This is a genomic window from Amycolatopsis silviterrae (assembly GCF_042684085.1).
Lineage (GTDB): Bacteria > Actinomycetota > Actinomycetes > Mycobacteriales > Pseudonocardiaceae > Amycolatopsis > Amycolatopsis silviterrae.
This window is the reverse complement of sequence record NZ_JBHUKS010000004.1, coordinates 694011-713582: the sequence shown is the minus strand read 5'-3', so window position 1 is coordinate 713582 and position 19572 is coordinate 694011. Positions and strand designations below refer to the sequence as shown.

Sequence of the window (19572 nt, the reverse complement as noted above, 5' to 3'; positions counted from 1 at the left end):
GCGACGCATGAGCGAAACCGCCGCGATGAAGGCCGAACTGGACGCGCTCGTCCGGGAGCAGGCCGACCGCAGGGCGCTGCGCGAGCAGAAGGCCGAAGAGGTCAAGGCGCAGTCCCAGGAGTACATGACCAAGCAGGTGCAGGCGGCCGAACGGTACGTCCAGCACCGGCGGGAGCTGGGCAAGCGCAAGACCAAGTCCGGGTGGAGCACGGACCGGCCGAGCACCGAACCGCCCTCGGCGTTCGATTCCGACGAGTTCGGCAACGAGCCGGGTTCGGCGTCGCCGTTCGCGGTGACGCCGGAGCAGCGTCCGCCGCGAGCCGAGGCTCCGCGCCGGCCGAGCCGTCGTCCGCGTCCGGTGGAAGACGACGAGGACGACGACGCCTTCCTCAACAACCGTTGGCGCGATTGAGGTGCTGACCTAGGGAGGGGGCCGCGTGCCCCCTCCCGGCGGTCAGATCCAATGCCAAGGACTTAAGGCGGCGTTATGGCGGCAGCCGAGGCGTGTTCGCCCAGGCCGAAGCCACTGGCGGACCGTTGGCATGCGCCGGGGCCGACGCGGACAGCGGGAGCCGAGCGTGTCGGCCGTGAGGGGGCCCCTGAGGGAATCAGATTCCCTCAGGGGCCCCTCACGGACTTAAAGAAACGGGCATTCTGGCATTGATCAGGCATTTCGCTGACTTGATCGTCCTTTGTGGACAGTCAGTAGGCTGAGGCCACCCGGCTTAGGTCCCCGGCATTGCGGGTCAGATCCGGACCAGCATCTTCCCGACGTTCTCCCCGCGCAGCATTCCGATGAACGCGTCCACCACCTGCGAGAACCCGTCGGCGACGGTCTCGTTCACGAGCACCTGGCCGCTGCGGACGCGCGGGATCAGGAATTCCTCGAACTCCTCGCGCGCGTCGAGGTGATTGCGCACCAGAAACCCTTCGATCCGAAGGCTTTTCCCGACCACGTCGAACAGATTGTGCGGCGCGCTCGGCGGCGTGCGCAGGCTGTTGTACTGCGCGACCGAACCGCACCAGGCGACTCGGCCGTGGTCGCGCAGGACGTCGATCGCCGCGGCCAGATGGTCGCCGCCGACGTTGTCGAAGTACACGTCGATGCCGTCCGGCGCGGCTTTCGCGAGCAGGTCGGCGACTGGGCCGTCGTGGTAGTCGAAGGCGGCGTCGAAACCGAGGTCGCGGGTCAGGTGTTCGACCTTCGCCGCGGATCCGGCGCTGCCGACGATCCGCCCCGCGCCCAGCAGCCGGGCGATCTGCCCGGCCGCGCTGCCCACCGCACCGGCAGCCGCGGAGATGAACACGTCGTCGCCGGGGCTGATCCGCGCGATCCGGGTCAGGCCGACGTACGCGGTGAGCCCGGTTCCGCCGAGAATGCCGAGGTAGGCGCTCAGCGGAACGCCGTCCGCCGGGGTGATCGCGCGGGCGTCGGCGGTGGTGAGGACGGCGTGGGTGGCCCAGCCGTGCCGGTGAAACACCGTCGTGCCGACCGGCAGCGTCGGCTCTTTCGACTCGACGACCTCGCCGATTGTGCGGCCCTCCAGACCCGCGCCCAGCTCCCAGCCGCCCCACTCCATCAGCTCGCGCATATACGGATCGACTGACAGGTAACGGTTTTCGACCAGCACCTGGCCGTCGGCGAGGTCCGGCAGCGGCTGGGTGACGAACTCGAAATCGGCGGCGCTCGGCGCGCCCTCGGGGCGGCGGACCTGGCGGACGGCGGTCAGTGACACGGGATCTCCTTAGCGAAGGGCTCTGACCTGCAACGTAGGCGTGCGGAAGGCGCTTGGGCAGCCGTCGGGATCGATGGACGTGGCGGATCCATGAATCTCGCTCATGGATCCGGTTAGGCTGGCCGGATGGATGCTGTCGACCTCACCCCGGGCGAGCTGCGCCTGCTGCTCGCGGTGGAGCGCACCGGCAGCTTCACCGCCGCTGCCGCCGAGCTGAGCCTGACCCAGTCCGCGGTCTCGCACGCGGTCCGGACCTGCGAACGCAAGGTCGGCGCCGTCCTGTTCGACCGCGGCCGGACCGGCGCCCGCCCCACCGCGGCCGGTGCCCGCGCGCTCGTGCACGCCCGGCTGATTCTGCGTCAGCTCGACGTTCTCCGCGCCGAAGCCCGGGGCGCGGCCGCCGGAACCCTCACCGGCCCGCTGCGGATCGCCGCTTTCCGCAGTGCCGCCGCACAACTCCTGCCGCCGGCGCTGGAACGCTTGACCGCCAAGCATTCCGGTCTGCGTCCGCAGGTCCTGATCGTCCAGGAACTGGGCCGCGGCACCGCGGGCGAGGTGGCCGACGGCCGCGCGGACGTCGCCATCGCCACCCTCGGCGAGGACGAAACGCCGCCGTCCGGCCTGGTCGCCGGGGAACTGCTGCGCGAGCCGTACTTCCTCGTCAACCCGGCCAGCCGCCCCGACCCGCGCGGTCTGCCGCTGCTCGACTGGCCGGAGAACTGCTCGTCCTACACCCGATCCTGGTGGGCCAGACAGGACTGGCTGCCGTCGGCGAAAATCGACGTCGCCGACGACGGGGTGGTCCTTTCCATGGTGGCGCAAGGGATCGGCATGGCGATCCTGCCGAAGCTCAGCCTCGCCGCCGCTCCGCCGGGCGTCGACGTCACGCCGATCGCCGACCCGCCCACCCGGCGGATCGGGTATGTCGCCACCTATGCCGGGGCGCAGTCCCTCGCGGTGCGCGAGCTGGTGCGGGAACTGCGGGAAGTGGCGGCCCGGGAAACCGTGCATTAGCGCTACGGCCTTGATCCCGGACAAAGACCATCGTGCCCGGGAATTTGCCAGTTCCCGCGCGCCCGAACGGAGGTTGTGCCGCCGCGCGCGGCGGTCAGACTGGAGGCTCGCGGGATGAGGTCCCGCGGCGATGACCCTGACCTGGTCGTCGGTCGAGCCCATGCCGGTAAACCGCCTGTTCGGTGCGTGGATGCTGCTCGTCGTTCGTCCTCCCCGGGCAGGCGGGACCGAAGGAGGACGGATGAGATTCGCCGGAAAGGCACCCGCCGCGCTGGCGGCCGTCGTGGCGGTGGTGCTGTCGTTGCCCGCGTCGGCGTCGCTGGCCACCGGTCTGCGTGCGCCAGCCTGTTCGCCAGACACTACCGTGACCACCGACGACGGCCCGGTGTGCGGGATCGCGGGCGCGGAAGTCAAGTCGTGGCAAGGAATTCGCTACGCTGCACCGCCAGTCGGCGAGCTGCGCTGGGAAGCGCCGCGGCGGCCACAGCCCTGGACTGAACCGTTCGCCGCGACCGAGGAGGGCAACCAGTGTCCGCAGCCGGCTGGCACCGGTCCTGGTTCGGACAACGAGGATTGCCTCAACCTGACCGTGCGCGTTCCGGCGAAAGCGGGTCTTGGTCCGCTTCCGGTGATGGTGCAGATCCACGGCGGCGGGTTCCTGTTCTGGAAGCCGCAGGACGCGAGCCGTCTCGTGACCGGCGGGAACGTCATCAGCGTGGAAGTCAATTACCGGCTCGGGATTTTCGGTTTCCTGGCCCATGAATCGTTCGGGGAGCACGCTGGCGACTACGGCCTCCAAGACCAGCAGGCCGCCCTCCGCTGGGTGCAACGCAACATCGCCAAGTTCGGCGGCGATCCGCACAATGTCACGATTTATGGTGATTCCGCGGGTGGTTCGAGCGTCTGCGCGCACACCGCTTCGCCAGACTCGGCCGGGCTGTTCCAGCGCGGGATCAGTCAAAGCGGGGAGTACAACTCGCTGCTCGGCATCGACACGGTGTGGCAAACGCAGGACTGCAAAGCACAGCTGCCCACTGAGAAAGAAGCGCAGCTCGCCGGTGCACGATTCGCCACCGCCCTCCGGTGCAGCACTGCCGCGTGCCTGCGTCGCCTGCCGGCGCGGGACGTGCTCAACCAGGCGGGACGCGGGATGGGGCCGGACAGCGGCACCATCGCGCCGATCGTCAACGGAACGACCCTGCCGATGTCGCCCGCCGAGGCCTTCGCCACAGGGCACGTCAATCGCGTGACGCTGATGCACGGCGTCGACCGCGACGAAACCCAGCTTCCCTCCGCCACGACCGCTGCCGACTACGACAATTTGGTGAAGCAGCAGTACGGCAAGCACGCGCGCGAGGTCCGTGCGACATACCCGATGAACCGTTTCCCCAAGCCCGCCCCATTCCTGGCCTTCCGCACCATCGTCGCCGACTCCAACTCGGTCTGTCCCGCGCTGCTCAACGACGAGCGGTTGTCCCGGCATATTCCAGTTTTCGCCTACCAGGTCGACGACACCGATGTCCCGGCGCAATTCTTCGTCGACCCCACTAAGCCGAACGGCGCCTATCACATCGCCGAATGGCTGTTGCTGTTCCCGAACGGCGTCCAGCTCACGCCCAATCAGCAGGTGCTCTCCGACCAGCTCGTGACCCAGTGGACGGGTTTCGCCCGCACCGGAAATCCGACCGTGGACGGCGCGCCGCGCTGGGATCCGTACACAAAGGACGATCCGGTGGTGATGGTGCTCAACGCCGCCGGGGACAGCCAGATCTCCACGGAAATCCCGCGTCAGCACCACTGTGCGGAACTCTGGGACCCGTTGACCCCGTTCAACCGGCACTGATCGCGAACGGGTGCGCTGGATTGTCCAGCGCACCCCGTTTTCCGGTGCGGAATTCGAGAACCTCCCGCCCTGGCCCGGATTTTTCCGAACTCTGCTGACAGTGCGCACGCCGGCGGCTACTGTTGATGGTCCGTCGGGGGACACGCTGGTCAGGCAGGGTGGGCGGGCATGGGGGCATCGAATCGAGCATGGCTGACACCGATATCGCAGACAGAACCACGCGTTCTTTCCGTACCGCGATATCGCCGGCGCAGTGGAAACAGTGGAATCTGTGGACCCAGCGCCCCGGCCTGATCGCCTACTGCCTCCTGATCGAGACCGCCGCCGTGGTCACGACCGCGATCGCCGCCGGTACCGCGCACGTCGGCGGCTGGGATCTCCTGGTCTTCGGCATCCTGGGCGGATTCGGCCTGCTGCAAGCCGAACTGGGCCGCGAGGTCGAACGGCTCCGGCTCATGGCTGGCACCCCGCACATCAACCTGACGTCGGTGTGGAGCTTCGCCGGGGTGCTCGTGCTGCCCTCGGTCCTGGTCACCGGACTCGTCGCGATCCTCTACTTGTATTTGGCCCTGCGCCGCCCTTATCGCCTCCGTCGCGGCGCGCCGTTCCGCGTGGTGTTCAACGCGGCGCTGGTGGTCGTGACCTGCCAGGCGACGGCGGCCGTCCTCTCCCAGACTGCGGCCCCGCGCCTCGACGCGGCCCTGCACTCCGGGTGGGCTGGGTCCGGCAGTCTCGCCCTCGCGACCGTCACCTACTTCGTCATCGCCGCCCTGATCACGATCCCCGGCCTCAGTGCGCCGGACCGGTCACTCCGCACTTTGTTCGGCGGATGGGGCGACAACCTGCTCGAGGTCGCGACGCTCTGCCTCGGCATCCTGACCGCGCTCGCCGTGACCACCATGGTCGAGCTGGCCCTGTGCGTCCTTCCGCCGTTGCTGGTCATCCACCGCGCGGTGCTGGTGAAGCAGCTGGAAATCGCCGCTACCACCGACGAGAAGACCGGCCTGTTCAACACCACCGGCTGGCACGCCCTCGCCACCCGCGAACTCGACCGGGCAGAGCGAACCGCCGACGCCAGCTTCGGCGTGCTGATGGTGGATCTCGACCGCTTCAAGCGGATCAACGACCAGCACGGGCACCTCAGCGGCGACGCGGTCTTGCGCGCCGTCGCCACCGCGATCACCGGTGCCGTACGCGATTACGGCTCGGTCGGCCGTTTCGGCGGCGAAGAGTTCGTGGTGCTGGTGCCCGACGCTCGCCCGGCAGAGGTCCGCGTCGCCGCTGAACGCGTCCGCGTAGCCGTCGCTCGGCTCGCCGTGGAGGTGCCCGCCGCCAGCGGCCGGAAGACGATCGACGGGCTCTCCGCGTCGATCGGCATCGCGACCTATCCAGACTCCGGCTCCGGCATCGACAGCCTGGTCCACGCGGCCGACCAGGCCCTCTATCGCGCGAAGAACACCGGCCGCAACAAGGTCGTCAGCATCGCCGACCTCGGCTGACCGGCCTTGCCCCGGCACCTGAAATGACATACCGTTCCGACACTGACACGCGATTCCGTAGAGGTGGTCGATGACCAAACGCGCACTGGTGCTCGGGTGTGGCGGCACGCTCGGCTTCGCCTGGACGACGGCGGCCCTCGCCGCGGTCGAGGCCGAGCTGGGCTGGGACGCTCGCGAGGCCGACGTCCTGGTCGGCACGTCGGCGGGCGCGGAGATGGCCGCGTTTCTCGGCTCCGGCATCGGAGTCGGCGAGGTCATGGCCGCGCTGCTCGGCGAGCCTGCCGACGAGCGCGTCGCGCACCACCTCGCCCAGCACCCGGGCATGCTGCCGCCGTGGCCCGCGCCCGCATTGCCAGGTCTCGGCTTGACCGTCGCCGCGTTGCGCGGCCGGGCCGACCTGCTGGCCGGACTGGCCGGGGTGCTGCCGAGAGGGCGCGGCGACGCCGGCTGGCTGCGCGATCTCGGTACCGCGCTGGCCAACGCCGACGGCTGGGTGGACCATCCGCGGACCTGGCTTGTCGGGGCCGATATCCGCACTGGGGAGCGGGTCGCGTTCGGGAATTCGCACCGGACTCAGCTCGGTACCGCGATCGCCGCATCCTGGGCCATTCCCGGGTGGTTCCCGCCGGTCGCCATCGGCGGGCGCAGGTACGTCGATGGCGGCACTGTCTCGCCGACGTCGGCTGACCTTGTCCTCCCAGCTGGCGTCGAGGAGGTCGTGCTCATTCCGCCGATGTCCACCTCGGGCGGCGCGCGCGGCCGCGGTTTCGCCCGGATCGAGCGGCTGGCCCGGCACGCGATGACGCGGCGCGTCGACGCCGAGGTCAAGCAGCTTCGCGCCGCCGGCATCCGGGTGCTCCGGATCGAGCCTGGGCAGGCCGAACTGGACGTCATGGGTCCCAACTTCATGGACCTGCGCCGCCGTCCGGACGTGCTTCGCGCCTGCCGGACCCTGACCCCGGCGCGGGTGCGCGCCGCCATCGAGCAAGGAGCGACCTCATGAGCTACCCCAGGATCGACCTCGCCGGCGCGTCCGTCGCGATCACCGGCGGGGGTGCCGGAATCGGCCGCGCCGTCGCCGAATTGTTCGCGCGCAAGGGAGCGCGGGTCGCGATCGGCGACCTCAACCTGCCAGCCGCTGAGGAGACCGCCGAGATGATCGGCGGCACCGCACACCACCTCGATGTCGCCGACCGCGATTCGTTCACCGCCTTCGTCGCGGCGGCCGAGAAAGCGCACGGACCGTTGCAGGTGCTGGTGAACAACGCCGGTCTCATGCCGAACGGCGGCTTCCTCGAACTCGCCGACGCTACTGACCGGCTGCAGATCGACGTCAATCTCGGCGGGGTCCTCAACGGGATGAAGGAGGTGCTGCCCGGCATGGTCGAACGCGGTTCCGGCCACGTCGTCAACGTCGCTTCGCTCGCGGGCAAGTTCCCCGTCAAAGGTCTCGCCGTCTACAACGCCACCAAGTTCGCCGTCGTCGGCCTGACCGCCGCGACGCGCCTGGAGTTCGCGGACGCGGGGATCAGCATCAGCGCCGTGCTCCCGTCGGCCGTCGACACCGCGCTCGCCTCGGGACTGGACATGCGGCCGATCCCGAAGGTGCAGCCGGAAGACGTCGCCAAGGCGGTCGTCGATTCGGTGCGCACCCGCCGCGCCGAGATCGCCGTCCCCGGCTACGTCGGCCTGCTCGCCACCGCCGCGGGCATCACTCCGGAACCGGTCCTCAAGCGCATCCGCCGTCTGGTCCGTGACGACCGCGCGCTGCACGCGGACCGTCCGGAACGCTCGGCGTACCGGACGAATCTCGAGGCACAGGAAACCCGGCGGGCCTGACCTCAGGGGATTCCCGGATCGCGATCTGGGTGGTCTGCCCGGATGTTCCGCGGCGCGAACGGGACCAGGCTGGTCTCATGTCTCAAGCACCGGCGACCGCGTGGACTCGGCCGCTGCAAATCGCCACTGTGGTCTGTTCGCTGGTCTTCACGGCCGGCACGATTCTGCAGAACTTTCTCATCATCGACCTGGAGATGCTTGACCGCGCGCTGCGGCTGGCGGGTGCCGACCCGGCCGGGGCGCCGGGGTTTCTGACCGGGCTTCGCGTGGTCGGGTGCGTCTACCTCGCCGGCAACGCGGTCGGCCTGCTCGCGTTGCGGGGAAAGGCGTGGACGTTCTGGGTTGTCTTGGCGGTGAACGTCACCCAGGCCGCTGGCGTCGTGGTGATCCCGCCGGCGGTGTTCGATGCCTCGGCTTCCCTTTACGGGCCGGCCGGGCTCCTGCCGTCGCTGATCACCGATGGCGGCGCGGCCCTGCTCAGCCTGGTCTTGCTCGGCACTCTCGTCGTCTTCCGGAGGCCATGGGCGATGGCGAAGCGGGGCTAGCTCGACCCCGGCGTGGCGAGCCCGGTTTCGTAGGCGAAAACCGCGGCTTGGGTGCGGTCGCGCAGCCCCAGTTTGCGGAGGATGCGGCCGACGTGGGTCTTGACGGTTTCTTCGGCGACGACGAGCACGGCGGCGATCTCGGTGTTCGACAGTCCTTGCGCGATGTGGGCGAGGACTTCGGTTTCCCGGCTGGTCAGTGCGTCGATCCGGACCTCGGCCGGTGGCTGGCGCGCGGGGCTGAGCCGGGCGAATTCGGTGATGAGCCGTTTGGTGATCTCCGGGGACAGCAGCGCTTCGCCGTGGGCGACGACGCGGACGGCTTCGGCGAGCTGCGTGCCGGACGCGTCCTTGAGCAGGAAGCCGCTGGCTCCCGCGCGAAGTGCCTCGTAGACGTATTCGTCGAGGTCGAAGGTGGTCAGCACGAGGATTTTGCTGGCCGAGCCGCTTCGCGTGATGCGCCGGGTGGCTTCGATGCCGTTGAGGACGGGCATCCGGATGTCCATCACGATCACGTCCGGCGCGAGGTCCTGGTCGGCGGCGACCGCGGCCGCACCGTCTTCGACCGTGCCGATGACCTCGATGCCGGGCTGGGCACCGAGCAGGACGGAAAAGGCTTCCCGGATCATGGCCTGGTCGTCGGCGATGAGTACGCGGATCGTCATGACGGGGTGTCCTTTGTGGAGTCTGGAAGGGGCAGGGCCGCGGCGACCTCGTAGCCGCCCTCGGGAGTCGGCCCGGTGGCGAGATCGCCACCCAGCATGGCGGTGCGTTCGCGCATGCCGATCAGGCCGTGTCCGGTGCCCGGCGAGCTGGGTGCCGATGAGGTGGCGGGGCCGTTGCTGATCCGCAGTCGCAACAGCGTTTCTTGGTAGGTGACGGCCACCGTGGTCTCGGCGCCCGGGGCGTGCCGGAGTGCGTTGCTCAGCGCTTCCTGCACGATGCGGTACGCCGACAGCTCCACTCCGGCGGGCACCGGCCGGGGCGTGCCGTCGATGCGCGCGACGACCGGAAGCCCGGCGGCGCGGACGTTTTCGGCCAGCGTTTCGAGCTGGTCCAGCGACGGTTGCGGTGCGGTCGCCGGTTCCGTGCCGGACCGCAGCACGCCGACCAGCCGCCGGAGTTCGGCCAGCCCGTCGACTGCGCTGGCGCGGATCGCGGCGAATTCGGCGACGAGTTCCGGAGGCGGGTCTTGGACGCGGTACGGCGCGGCCTCGGCCTTGACCGAGATGACCGACATGTGGTGCGCCACCACGTCGTGCAGCTCGCGAGCGATCCGGGTCCGCTCCTCCAGGACCGTCCGCTCGGCTCGTTCGTGCGCCGTGGCCGCCATCTGAGCGGTGAGCCGGTCCCGGCTTTCGCGGCGCATCCGAGCCAGCGATCCGGCCAGCAGCGCGACCCCGAAGAACACGACTGTGCTCACCACGAGTCGCCAGGACCCGGCGAGGCACCCGGTCGCCACCAGCATGCTGACGCCGGTGGCCACCACCGCTGGCACCGGCCGGATTCGCAAGGTGAGCAGGAAAAGCGCTTCCGCGTGTACCAGCCAAGCCCATAGCTCGTTGTCGGCGGTGGGCGGATGGCCGAGTGCGATGCCGAGGACGAATCCCAGCGACAGCCACCACGCCGGAACCGGCCAGCGCAGCGCCACGAGGAGCATCGCCGCGTGGCTGATGGCGAGGACCTTGGCGGCGAGGTCGGCACCGGTGAGCGAGAGGGCCACCGCGCTGAGCAGGACAAGGACGTGCGGAAGCCAGCGCAGGCCGCGCGGCCACGACAGCGGCGGCAGCGGGCGTGGCTGCATGGTGAGGAGGTCTTTCGTTACCGCGCGTAGCACCACCTGAAGCTAACAGGCGGGGCCCGGGCCGGCGTCCCGCTGAGGTCGTGGCTTGTCCGTAGCTCCGCAGGGGGATCTGCCCCTGGAGAGCCACCCGGAAATCTGGTTCCGCACGGTGACGACAAGCGGGGCCGGGCGGAGCGAAAGTGGGAGCTGTCCGACGAGCCCCCCGTTCATCCGCAGGAGAACCCGCCCATGTCCACATTGCTCAAGAAGACGGGGCTGGCCAGTCTCGCCGTGGTCGCTTCCGTACTGGCCTTCCTCACCGGCGCGATCATGCTCGGCGCCTACTTCCCGGCCATTCCGAAGATCGGGGTGCTCGGCCCGGTACTCGGCGGTCAATTCCCCGTGCACCTTGCGCTGCTGGCGTTTCTCGGCCTTGCACTGTCCATTGTGGCCTGGCACGGAGGCCTCCGGCGCTGGGGTGCGACGACGACTGCGATCACCGCGCTGGCCACCGTCGCGGCGTTGGTCATCACCGGCGTTCAATTCACCGCGGCGCGCAAGGCGAATGCTGATGTCTCCTTTGGACAGATCTTCAGCGAACTAGGTTATCCCGACGTCACGCCAGACCGGACCGAGACTTACGCGACCCGCGACGGCGAGCCGTTGCAAGCGGACGTGTACCTCCCCAAGGGACAGGCCAACGCGCCTTCGGTAATCCTCGCGCATGCTGGCGGTTTCCACGTCTTCGACAAGAGCGACCTCCGCGGTACCGGCCGTTGGCTCGCTGAGCACGGGGTGGCCGTCTTCGCCGTCGACTATCGCCTCGCCCGGCCGGATCGGCCGACCTGGGAACAGGCTCCGCAAGACCTGGTCGCCGCCCTGCGCTGGGTCGAAACCCACGCTGGCCACTACGGCCTCGACCCGGCGCGGATCTCGATGGGCGGTATGTCGGCGGGCGGCACGTTGGCGATGAACACGGCCTACCGGCTGCGGAACGGCACCCTCCACGCGACCGACGGCCCGACCCCGAAGCCCCCGGCGTCCGTGGTCGGCTTCTACCCGGGCACCGACGTGACCGACATGTGGCAACGCGACGTCGGCGGCAGCCGCGAGGCCGCGGAACTGTTCACCGGCGGCACCCCGCAGCAGTTCCCGGAGCGCTACCGCGAGGTGTCGCCGACCGCGCAAGTCCGTGCGGGTCTGCAACGGACCTTGCTCGTCGTGGGCGACCGGGACCGCAGTGCTACGCCGCAGAGCGTGACCGCGCTCGCCGACAGCCTGCGCGCACACGGAGTCGATACGACGATGGAGGAACTTCCTTTCGCGGAACACGCTTTCGACGACGCCTACGGCAGCCTCACTTCGCAGACCAGCCGCCAAATCCTGCTCGAGTTCCTTACCGGCGGCCGGTGAATCAAGTCTCGCTGTTGAGGAAGCCGATCACCATGGCACCCCACCAGCCGACCTGCGAGATCAGCGCGGTGGCCGCTCCCCAAGCCAGTATCCGGGGCGGGAGGTCGGCGGGAAGGTGCTGGCGCATCCGGTCGGCGAGCAGGCTCGCTTGCGCGCCGTTGACGGTGAGCACCGCGACCAGGCCGAGTTTGAGCTGGGTGAGCGGGGACGTCAGGTCCGGGCGCAGCAGGGTGCCGCTGACGATCAGCCCGGCCAGTCCGATCCAGATCGGCAGGTGCAGGCGGGCGGTGCTGGTCACGACCTCGGCGAGCGTGCAGCGGCGGATCGCCCACAGCAGGCCGTGGTAGTCGGCGACCAGCACCGCGCCGAAGCCGAGGACGAGAAAAGCCAGGTGCGCGAACAGCGCCGCGGTGCGCAGCGCGGGAGGTGCCTGCACGTGTGCGGAACTCCAGACGCAGGCGGCGAGGAACGCGCTCGCGGCGAGACTGGCCGCCGCGACGGTCCACCACGAGTCGCGCGCGGTGAGCCAAAGGGCCACCAGGAAAAGCGCGATGACGAACAGCGCGATCCCGGCGAGCACGGGATGGGACGGAGCCCGGTCTGGTGCCGCGATGAGCGCCAGCGCCGCGATCGTGAGGAAGGCGGCGGAGGCGATCGCGCCGCCGGTCAGGATCCGGGCTGGCGACGCTGGGGCTTGGTCAGCCATGGTGATGTCCCTTGCCGTGGCCCCGGTTGCCCCGGTGGTGGACGCGCTTGTGTTTCTTGTGCGAGGGGGACGCCGCCGAACTGGTGCTGGGCGGCGGCGTCCCCTTGACGACGTGTGGCAAACCGCGGTCCACTGATACGGGGATGGGCGGCTTTCCCGTTTCGCTTGGCGCGGCCGGTGGCGGGACAGTTCGGGTCTTGGTCTCCGTGGCCACCGGCTGACGCGCCGCAGCGGGTCCGTCGTCGAGGAGCCCGAGAACCGCGCCCACGGCCAGTGCCCCGGACAGTGCGGTGGCCGAGGTGGCACCCGCCCAAGCCAATGTTCGCTTGCGATCCACTGCGGCTCCTTCGCGGTCGTCGGGAACTCAGCCTTCCGGCTTCAGCTCGACGTGCTCGAAGGTGGCCTGTGCGCCCTCGGCGAGCGTAGGCGGCTCGTTTTCCTCGCCGTGGCGCAGGAAAGTCGGCGAGTCCAGTTTGGCGCGCAGGGTGTAGGTACCGGCCTGCGGGATGGAGAAGTTGTTGGCGTAGTGGAAGAACTCCGAGTAGTAGAAGTTCAGCTTCTTGCTGTCCGCCACTTTCCCGGTGCTGTCGACGACCTCGACGGAAATCGGCACGTCCGGGACGATCCGTCCGGTGGCGGCCTCGATCGGGATGATTTCGATGTGGTGCGTTTCGCCATTGGCTGGCTTGCGGAAGTGCTGATGCCCGCCGTCGGCGGCGTACCAGGGTTCGGCGGCTTCGACGATGTAGGCGATCCGCCACGGGCCGACCTTGGTCTGGCCGCCCGCGTCCTTGATTTCCTGTTCCAGCACGGTGTATTGCGAGGCGACGCCCTGCGGGACGGCGGGTGCCACGGCGGCGGCTCCGGCGGCGGTGACGGTGAAGTCGCCCCGGATGCCGTCGCCCTTCATCCCGGGTTTGCAGGCGGTGGTGTACTTGCCGGGTTCGGTGACCTGCGCGGTCATCGAGCGGCTGGTGCCGGGGGCGATGTTCTCCACCTCGCTGATGATCCGGCCGTCGGCGCCGTAGAGGTAGAACTCGGTGACCTGGTCGCCTTTGTTGGCGATCTCGAAGGCGATCGGCCCCGCCGCCGCGGTGGTGCTCGCCAGGGTGCAGGCGGCGTCGGTGGCCTCGACGTGCACGGAGCCCGCCTGCGACTGGGCCGGCGCGCCGCCGCACGCAGCGAGCAACAGGCCCGCGCTCCCGATTCCGAGCAGGCTGAAGACAGGCTTGCGGTGCATGGGTTCTCCGATCGACGGTGATCTGGTTAGGACAGTCCTTAGTGGAATATCGGCTATCCGGCCGCGGGGACCGGCGCGCTTCCGGGGCGGCGGACGACGGAACCGAGCGCGAGGGCACCAGGGCCGGTGAAGGCGAGCAGCAGGAACGTCCAGCAGAACAGCGCCGAGGATTCGCCGTGGTTCTGCAGCGGGAGGAGCCCGTCGGGCTGGTGGACGACGAAGTAGGCGTAGGCCATCGAACCGGAGGCCAGGATCGCCGCGACGCGGGTGAATACCCCGGCCATGACCAGCAGCCCGCAGACGAGCTGGATCACCGCCGCGTACCAGGACGGCCAGGCTCCGGTCGCGACAGTGCCGCCGTGGGTGCCGACCGCGCCGCCGAAGATTCCGAAGAGGGAAGCCGCGCCGTGGGAGGCGAAAAGCAGGCCGATGACGATGCGGAACACGCCGATCGCGACCGGGGAGGCCTTGTCGAAGGTCGAACTGCGCAGGGGCATGTCTGCTCCTCAGGGAGGGGAGTTAGGCAAGGCTCGCCTACCGTAAGGAGGGGATGCGGCATCGTCTAGAGGCTGTGATGTGGGTCAAGGCGGACAAGCCGGGCACTGGATCTTGGTCCGCCCGGAGTCGACGGCCGATTCGGATGTGCTGGCCTGCGGGAACTTCCGGCCACGGAAGTCCGGAGTGGAGGGTGAAAGTTTTCTGGCGCGGGCCACGGAAAAGCGCGGCCCGGGCAAGCGGAAGGTTAACCTTTGGCCACGCGAAGGATGCTCGTGCCGGTTCCGGTCCGGTGCTCGCTGATCTCCGCCAACCGCAGGCCTGCCGCGGCGGCGAGGTCGCCGAACTCCCGCTCGGTCCGGATCGCGCCACCGCAGGCGAGCGTGCACAGGTCGCTCATCTGCGCCACCGGGCCGGGCGTGCCGTTTTCCGCCAGGACCAGGTCGATGACGAACAAAACACTGTCCGGACGCATCGCCTGGCCGCACGCCTGGAGGATGCGGACGACATCGTTGTCGCCCCAGTCGCAGAGCACGTTCTTGAGCACGTAGGCGTCATATCCGGGCGGCAATGGATCGGTGCGGAAGTCTCCGGCGGTCAGCGCGCATCGGTCGGCGACCCCGGCGGCTTCCAGCACTGCCGGGGTGAGGGCTGCCTGCTGATCGAAGAGCACGCCGCGAAGCCCGGGGTTCGCGGCGAGCAGCCCGGCCATGAGCGTGCCGGTGCCTCCGCCAAGGTCGACGAGGTCGCGGACGCCCGACAGATCGAGGTCCTCGACCAGCTCCGGCACGTCCTGCCGCGCCACCCCCGCACAGGATTCGTAGAACTCGGCCTGCGCGGCGGGGTCTTCGGCAAGCCAGTCGTAACCCGACACTGCGGGTTGCCCGGTGCGCACGGTGTGCGCGAGGCTTCCGCAAGCGCTCCACGTGGGTTCCCCGGTCAGGTACACCGCCAGCTGCTTCACCGAACCCGGCACGTCCGCGCGAAGCAGATGCCCGTCCGGGGTGAGTTCGTAGGTGCCGTCGTCGTTCAGGGCGAGTAGGCCCAGGAAAGCGGCACCACGGAGCAGGCGGCGCAGCGACGGCTCATGGCAGTCGGTCAGCTTCGCCAGTTCTTGCGGCGAGGCGGGGCCCTCGGCGAGCCGATCGGCCAGGTCGAGGGTTGCCATGGTGCGCACGATCTGCGTCGGGATGAAACCGAACACCAGGTCCATCACCCGGGCCGGGTTCTGCTCCGCCATCGTCACCACTCCACCGGCAACTCGCGCAGCCCGCCGACGATCGGATTGTCGTTGGGCCGCAACTGATCCACCGGCACCGCGAGGCGCAACGCCGGGAACCTCGCGAAGAGCGAGCCGAACACCGCCCGCAGTTCGCCGCGCGCCAGATTCCGGCCGACGCAAAGGTGCCTGCCGTGTCCGAAAGCCAGGTGCTGATTGGGATTCCGGGCGATGTCGAATCGCTCCGGCCAGGGGAACGCACGCGGATCGTGGTTGGCCCCGACGAAATTGATCACCACGGCGTCGCCGGTTTTGATGGTCACGCCGCCGATTTCGATGTCCGAGTCCGCGTAGTGCGCCAAGGTGTCCCCGCCGGTCATCCGGCGGCGGAGGATTTCCTCGACCGCGGACGCGAGCAACGCGGGATCCTGCCGGAGCGCTTCGACTTGGTCCGGATTGGCGAGCAGGTGCAGGACTCCCCACTGGATGACGTCGCCAGTGGTCGAGTTCCCGGCGAACAGCAGGCCGCCCGCGGTCGTGCTCGCCTCGGCCATCGTGAGTGCACCGGACTCGCAGGCGGCAGCGAGGTCGGACAGCACGTCCTCCGCCGGTTCGGCTCGCTTGCGCGCCAGCAGGTCGCCCATCCCGGCGAAGAGGTTTTCCATCGCGGCACGAGAAGTCTGCGCGTCCGTCGCGTCGGCGCTTTGCCGTGACCACTTCAGGAAGCGCTCGTGGTCGGCTCGCGGGACGCCGAGCAATTCGAAGATGACCAACGCCGGCAGCGGTCCGGCCAGCGACTCGATCAGGTCTGCCGGCGGGCCGTGTCCGGCCATCGCCGCGAGCAGCCGGTCCACCTGCCCTTCGATCCACGGCTGCAGCGCGGCCATGCGCTTGGCGGAGAACGCTTTGGACAGCAGCGCGTGCATCGCGGCCTCATTGTCCAATTCGGACTGACTGTCTTCGTACTCCCAGCCGGAGCCGTCGACCAGCGCGGAGTACGTGAGCTTCGGGGCGTTCTCCGGATCAGGATGGGACCGGGTCAGCCGGGCGTCGGTGAAAAGCTGCTTCGCCTCGTCGAATCCGGTGACCATCCACGCCTCGTCGCCGACCATGGTCCGGAACCGCGACACCGGGCACCGGTCCTGCATCTCGCGCACGGCCGGGGCGAGGGCGAGCAGGTCCGGCCGGGGGAACGGACCGGTCGGCAGGGGCTGGTTCATGGGGTCTCCCATGGGGATGAGTCACCGGTCCCGTTCGACGGCCGCCCGCGCGTAGCCGCACAGCCGGGCGCGGCTGGCGGTGACCGGCAGCCCGCTCGCCATGGCGATGGCGTTCTCCGAGTACTTCCTGGCCAGGCGGCCCGCGGTGGTCAGCGCGCCGGTGCGGTCCATGATGCTCACGAGCAGGTCCCGGCGGACGGCCGGATCCCCGTCGCTGACCAGGATGTCCGTGATCGCCGCGCGGTCGACGGGGGTCGCGGCCTGGTAGGCGAGGATCACCGGAAGCGTCAGCCTGCTGTTGCGGATGTCGCTGGTGTCGGGCTTGCCCATCACGTCGGTCTCCCGTGTGTAGGACATCAGGTCGTCGTGGATCTGGAAGGCGCAACCGAGGTTTTCCGCGTAGCCGCCCAGCGTCCGCACCATTCGCTCGTCCCCTCCGGCCAGCAGCGCACCGCATTCGCACGCGCTCTTGAACAGCGTGGCGGTCTTCAGCCGCACCACGGTCAGGTAAGCGTCGAGGTCGAAGTCCATCCGCTCGCCCAGCTCCGCCTCAAGGCTCTGGCCTCGGCACAGGTCGATGCCGCACCGGGACACCACCTCGAGCGCCGCCACGATCCGGTCCGCCCGCGCTCCGGTGCGGCGGCATTCGGCCAGCGCGGAGAACAGGTCGAAGATCAGCGCGTCCCCGGCGAGGATCGCGTTGTCCGCCCCGAATTTGTGCTGCACCGACGGCTTTCCCCGGCGCAGGTCGTCCTTGTCGATGATGTCGTCGTGCACCAGGCTCGCCACGTGCCCGCACTCCGCGCCGATCGCCGCGGGCAGCACGACCTCGGGGTCGCCGCCGACCGCCAGCGCCGATTCCAGCAGCAGGATCGGCCGGAACAGCTTGCCGGACGGCACGAGCGCCTCCGTGCACATCGTGCCGAGCAGGCTCGTCTCCTCCCGCCAGCGTTCGGCCAGCCGGTCGCGGACCTTCCCGGCCAGCCCGCCGGGGACGCCGGTACCGGGCAACCGTTCCGCCGTCTCCATCGCTACCTGACCAGTCATCGTCGTCCTTCCCGCTGGGCGAGTTCGCGCCGCGGCCGCGCCAGCTGCGTCTCAAGCCTGCCCATGTAGTAGATGATTTCCTCGTGGTTGGTCGACGGCAGGAAACGGTCGGCGCCTACCTTGTAATAGACGGTGCGGACGGTGTCGGCGAGCAGGTGCTCCCACGGCTCCTCGCGCCGCAGCGCCAGCGTGAACGCGGGCACGTCGAAGCCTCTCCAGATGTCGTGGCGCACGTAGTAGCGCTCGCCGTCGATTTCGACCTTGGGCAGGGCCTCGCCGGGGCGGCGGGGTGCGGGGATCCGGCCGGGAAGGGTGTAGGCGGGCAGGGTGACGAGATCGAACTCGAACACCGTGTCCACAATGGACCGGATCTTCTCCGGCACCAGCGGCAGCACGGATTCGCGCCACCAGCGGCGGAGCATGTCCTTGGCCTCCTCGCTGCCGTAGAGCAGGGCGACCACCGGGGCCAGCACGTCCGAATCGGTGAACGAGTTGACCATGCCGGTGCGGAACGGCTCGGTGCCCGGATGCGGATCGTTCTCGAAGAAGTCCATCAGCGACCGGATCAGCTGGGACTGGGTGATGCCGCCGAGCGTGCGCATCGGGCCCCAGACGTAGCGGAAGACCGGGTTTTCGGCGACCAGCCGCGACACGAAGATGAACCGGTGCAGGTACTGGTTGTCGCGCGGAGACATGGTGTCGTGCGACAGCAGGTACTCGAAGTCGTCGGTATTGCCGCGCACGGTGACGAGGCCGAAGCGTTCCCGTTCGTCGTGGTAGGTCGTGTTCGGCAGGATCAGCATCGGGTACACCGCGACCCGGGACACGTGGCCGGCCAGCCGGTCGTAGCCCTTCATGAAGGTCTCGACCGTCTCGCCGGGCGCGCCCCAGATCAGCTCGGCGTAACAGTCGAGGCCCTCTTTGCCCAGCCACGCGGCCAGGCTTTCCCAGTCGTTGACCTTCATGTTGCGCCGGTTCATCAGGTCCAGCGTGTCCTCGTCCAGCGTCTGCAGTGCGAGGGTGAACGAGCTGTGCAGGCCCGCGTCCTTCATCGCCTTGACGATTTTGTAGAACACCGCGGACTTGTTCTTCGCCCAGGAGGTCTCGATGCTTTTCGGATACCCGTATCTGGCACGGATTTCGATGACGTCCTCGACGAATTCCAGGTCGATCGGCAGCATCCCGAAGTTCGCGTCGCACAGCACCAGCGTGTGCACCTGGTGCTGGGCGAAGATCTCGATCTCCCGGCGCAGCCGCTCGCGGGAGAACGCGCGGACCCGCTGTCCGACAGCACCGCCCCAGTAACAGAACGAGCATTTGTACGGACAGCCGCGGTTGGTCTCCAGCAGCGCGACGTCGTAGCGGAACTGGCCGTCCTTGCCGGTCAACGGAATCGCGCCGGTGAGGAACGGGGAGGCGATCTCGTCGAGGTTCTCGATCCGCGGCCGGTCCTTTGTGGTCGTCACCGCGCCGCTTTCGTCGCGGAACGAGATGCCGTCGACGTGGTGCAGCGACCGCGGCGAGTCCCGGTCGAGGCGGGCCAGCAGCAGGTCGCGGAAGGTGAACTCGCCCTCGCCGTTGACCACTACGTCGACGTACGGGTGCATGCCGAAGACCCGCTCGGCCTGGCCGGAGACGTGGTTGCCGCCGAAGACCGCCCAGCCGTCCGGGTTGAGCTGCTTGAACGTCTCGGCCAGCGCGGCGAATTCCCGGTAGTTCCAGCCGAGTACGGAGAACGCCAGCACGTCCGGCGCGCCCTCGGCGAACAGTTCGTTGGCCATGCCGAAGAGCGTGGCTCCGCCGTCGAAATTGCGGATCTCGATTTCCATGGCGGCCGCGACGCGCTCGTCCGCCAGCGCGGTCGCCTTCAGATAGCCCGACGCCAGTGGCATCGATTCGAGTGACATCGCCCAGATGCCCTGCTGCACGAGCCAGACCCGAAGCGGCCGATCCGACATTTGCTGATTCCCCTCGTG

At 69.1% G+C, this 19572-nt stretch carries 18 protein-coding genes; 8 read left to right on the top strand and 10 right to left on the bottom strand.

All coding sequences use genetic code 11. The features are described from left to right. The first annotated feature begins 7 nt into the window (after positions 1–7). Complete coding sequence (locus ACFSVL_RS07105) at positions 8–412, top strand: hypothetical protein (RefSeq protein ID WP_378301557.1); 405 nt, start codon at positions 8–10, stop codon at positions 410–412. Between the two features lie 334 nt (positions 413–746). Here ACFSVL_RS07105 and ACFSVL_RS07100 read toward each other — a convergent pair whose 3' ends face one another. Then, the gene (locus ACFSVL_RS07100) at positions 747–1736 is read right to left on the bottom strand and encodes an NADP-dependent oxidoreductase (protein ID WP_378301556.1); all 990 of its coding nucleotides are present in this window, start codon (positions 1734–1736) and stop codon (positions 747–749) included. Between the two features lie 126 nt (positions 1737–1862). Between ACFSVL_RS07100 and ACFSVL_RS07095 the strand changes: the two genes are divergently transcribed. The 6 genes from ACFSVL_RS07095 to ACFSVL_RS07070 all read left to right on the top strand — a co-directional run bounded on the left by ACFSVL_RS07095 (position 1863) and on the right by ACFSVL_RS07070 (position 8476). Continuing rightward, positions 1863–2750 carry a LysR family transcriptional regulator gene (locus ACFSVL_RS07095; RefSeq protein ID WP_378301554.1) on the top strand — a complete coding sequence of 296 codons (888 nt, stop codon included), beginning with the start codon at positions 1863–1865 and terminating at the stop codon, positions 2748–2750. 241 nt (positions 2751–2991) lie between these two features. Further along, complete coding sequence (locus ACFSVL_RS07090; RefSeq protein WP_378301552.1) at positions 2992–4593, top strand: carboxylesterase/lipase family protein; 1602 nt, start codon at positions 2992–2994, stop codon at positions 4591–4593. Between the two features lie 188 nt (positions 4594–4781). Beyond that, positions 4782–6092, top strand: a complete 1311-nt coding sequence (locus tag ACFSVL_RS07085) for a GGDEF domain-containing protein (protein WP_378301551.1) — start codon at positions 4782–4784, stop codon at positions 6090–6092. Positions 6093–6162: 70 nt separating this feature from the next. Further along, a complete protein-coding gene (locus tag ACFSVL_RS07080; RefSeq protein WP_378301549.1) occupies positions 6163–7095 on the top strand; it encodes a patatin-like phospholipase family protein in 933 nt (310 codons plus the stop codon). Then, positions 7092–7931, top strand: coding sequence for an SDR family oxidoreductase (locus ACFSVL_RS07075; RefSeq protein WP_378301547.1), 840 nt, complete (start codon positions 7092–7094; stop codon positions 7929–7931). The genes ACFSVL_RS07080 and ACFSVL_RS07075 overlap by 4 nt, the downstream gene beginning before the upstream one ends. 77 nt (positions 7932–8008) lie before the next feature. Continuing rightward, complete coding sequence (locus ACFSVL_RS07070; RefSeq protein ID WP_378301545.1) at positions 8009–8476, top strand: hypothetical protein; 468 nt, start codon at positions 8009–8011, stop codon at positions 8474–8476. Here the strand turns inward: ACFSVL_RS07070 and ACFSVL_RS07065 are convergent. Both ACFSVL_RS07065 and ACFSVL_RS07060 read right to left on the bottom strand, forming a co-directional pair. Continuing rightward, positions 8473–9138 (bottom strand): response regulator, encoded by a 666-nt coding sequence (locus ACFSVL_RS07065; RefSeq protein WP_378301543.1) that lies wholly within the window; start codon positions 9136–9138, stop codon positions 8473–8475. The two genes, ACFSVL_RS07070 and ACFSVL_RS07065, sit on opposite strands and share 4 nt — an antisense overlap. Beyond that, positions 9135–10310, bottom strand: coding sequence for a sensor histidine kinase (locus tag ACFSVL_RS07060; protein ID WP_378301541.1), 1176 nt, complete (start codon positions 10308–10310; stop codon positions 9135–9137). The genes ACFSVL_RS07065 and ACFSVL_RS07060 overlap by 4 nt, the downstream gene beginning before the upstream one ends. Before the next feature lie 195 nt (positions 10311–10505). Between ACFSVL_RS07060 and ACFSVL_RS07055 the strand changes: the two genes are divergently transcribed. Beyond that, positions 10506–11669 (top strand): alpha/beta hydrolase, encoded by a 1164-nt coding sequence (locus tag ACFSVL_RS07055; RefSeq protein WP_378301539.1) that lies wholly within the window; start codon positions 10506–10508, stop codon positions 11667–11669. Position 11670: 1 nt separating this feature from the next. Here ACFSVL_RS07055 and ACFSVL_RS07050 read toward each other — a convergent pair whose 3' ends face one another. The 7 genes from ACFSVL_RS07050 to ACFSVL_RS07020 all read right to left on the bottom strand — a co-directional run bounded on the left by ACFSVL_RS07050 (position 11671) and on the right by ACFSVL_RS07020 (position 19554). Next, positions 11671–12375 (bottom strand): hypothetical protein, encoded by a 705-nt coding sequence (locus tag ACFSVL_RS07050; RefSeq protein ID WP_378301537.1) that lies wholly within the window; start codon positions 12373–12375, stop codon positions 11671–11673. 364 nt (positions 12376–12739) lie between these two features. After that, entirely contained in the window at positions 12740–13615 is an 876-nt protein-coding gene (locus tag ACFSVL_RS07045; protein ID WP_378301535.1) for an iron transporter, read from the bottom strand. A 53-nt stretch (positions 13616–13668) separates the two neighbouring features. Further along, the gene (locus tag ACFSVL_RS07040) at positions 13669–14112 is read right to left on the bottom strand and encodes a DoxX family protein (RefSeq protein WP_378301534.1); all 444 of its coding nucleotides are present in this window, start codon (positions 14110–14112) and stop codon (positions 13669–13671) included. A 245-nt stretch (positions 14113–14357) separates the two neighbouring features. Next, entirely contained in the window at positions 14358–15350 is a 993-nt protein-coding gene (locus ACFSVL_RS07035) for a methyltransferase (RefSeq protein WP_378301532.1), read from the bottom strand. Between the two features lie 2 nt (positions 15351–15352). Continuing rightward, positions 15353–16549, bottom strand: a complete 1197-nt coding sequence (locus ACFSVL_RS07030; protein ID WP_378301530.1) for a cytochrome P450 — start codon at positions 16547–16549, stop codon at positions 15353–15355. A 21-nt stretch (positions 16550–16570) separates the two neighbouring features. Continuing rightward, the gene (locus ACFSVL_RS07025; protein ID WP_378301528.1) at positions 16571–17596 is read right to left on the bottom strand and encodes a polyprenyl synthetase family protein; all 1026 of its coding nucleotides are present in this window, start codon (positions 17594–17596) and stop codon (positions 16571–16573) included. Beyond that, positions 17593–19554, bottom strand: a complete 1962-nt coding sequence (locus tag ACFSVL_RS07020; protein ID WP_378301526.1) for a KedN5 family methylcobalamin-dependent radical SAM C-methyltransferase — start codon at positions 19552–19554, stop codon at positions 17593–17595. The genes ACFSVL_RS07025 and ACFSVL_RS07020 overlap by 4 nt, the downstream gene beginning before the upstream one ends. Between the last annotated feature and the right edge of the window lie 18 nt (positions 19555–19572).

What these genes read in the sequence shown, in the direction of transcription:
- ACFSVL_RS07105 (WP_378301557.1), top strand. Translation starts at nt 8, where the DNA reads ATGAGCGAAACCGCCGCGATGAAGGCCGAACTGGACGCGCTCGTCCGG.
- ACFSVL_RS07095 (WP_378301554.1), top strand. Translation starts at nt 1,863, where the DNA reads ATGGATGCTGTCGACCTCACCCCGGGCGAGCTGCGCCTGCTGCTCGCG.
- ACFSVL_RS07090 (WP_378301552.1), top strand. Translation starts at nt 2,992, where the DNA reads ATGAGATTCGCCGGAAAGGCACCCGCCGCGCTGGCGGCCGTCGTGGCG.
- ACFSVL_RS07085 (WP_378301551.1), top strand. Translation starts at nt 4,782, where the DNA reads ATGGCTGACACCGATATCGCAGACAGAACCACGCGTTCTTTCCGTACC.
- ACFSVL_RS07080 (WP_378301549.1), top strand. Translation starts at nt 6,163, where the DNA reads ATGACCAAACGCGCACTGGTGCTCGGGTGTGGCGGCACGCTCGGCTTC.
- ACFSVL_RS07075 (WP_378301547.1), top strand. Translation starts at nt 7,092, where the DNA reads ATGAGCTACCCCAGGATCGACCTCGCCGGCGCGTCCGTCGCGATCACC.
- ACFSVL_RS07070 (WP_378301545.1), top strand. Translation starts at nt 8,009, where the DNA reads ATGTCTCAAGCACCGGCGACCGCGTGGACTCGGCCGCTGCAAATCGCC.
- ACFSVL_RS07065 (WP_378301543.1), bottom strand. Translation starts at nt 9,138, where the DNA reads ATGACGATCCGCGTACTCATCGCCGACGACCAGGCCATGATCCGGGAA.
- ACFSVL_RS07055 (WP_378301539.1), top strand. Translation starts at nt 10,506, where the DNA reads ATGTCCACATTGCTCAAGAAGACGGGGCTGGCCAGTCTCGCCGTGGTC.
- ACFSVL_RS07050 (WP_378301537.1), bottom strand. Translation starts at nt 12,375, where the DNA reads ATGGCTGACCAAGCCCCAGCGTCGCCAGCCCGGATCCTGACCGGCGGC.
- ACFSVL_RS07045 (WP_378301535.1), bottom strand. Translation starts at nt 13,615, where the DNA reads ATGCACCGCAAGCCTGTCTTCAGCCTGCTCGGAATCGGGAGCGCGGGC.
- ACFSVL_RS07040 (WP_378301534.1), bottom strand. Translation starts at nt 14,112, where the DNA reads ATGCCCCTGCGCAGTTCGACCTTCGACAAGGCCTCCCCGGTCGCGATC.
- ACFSVL_RS07035 (WP_378301532.1), bottom strand. Translation starts at nt 15,350, where the DNA reads ATGGCGGAGCAGAACCCGGCCCGGGTGATGGACCTGGTGTTCGGTTTC.
- ACFSVL_RS07030 (WP_378301530.1), bottom strand. Translation starts at nt 16,549, where the DNA reads ATGAACCAGCCCCTGCCGACCGGTCCGTTCCCCCGGCCGGACCTGCTC.
- ACFSVL_RS07025 (WP_378301528.1), bottom strand. Translation starts at nt 17,596, where the DNA reads ATGACTGGTCAGGTAGCGATGGAGACGGCGGAACGGTTGCCCGGTACC.
- ACFSVL_RS07020 (WP_378301526.1), bottom strand. Translation starts at nt 19,554, where the DNA reads ATGTCGGATCGGCCGCTTCGGGTCTGGCTCGTGCAGCAGGGCATCTGG.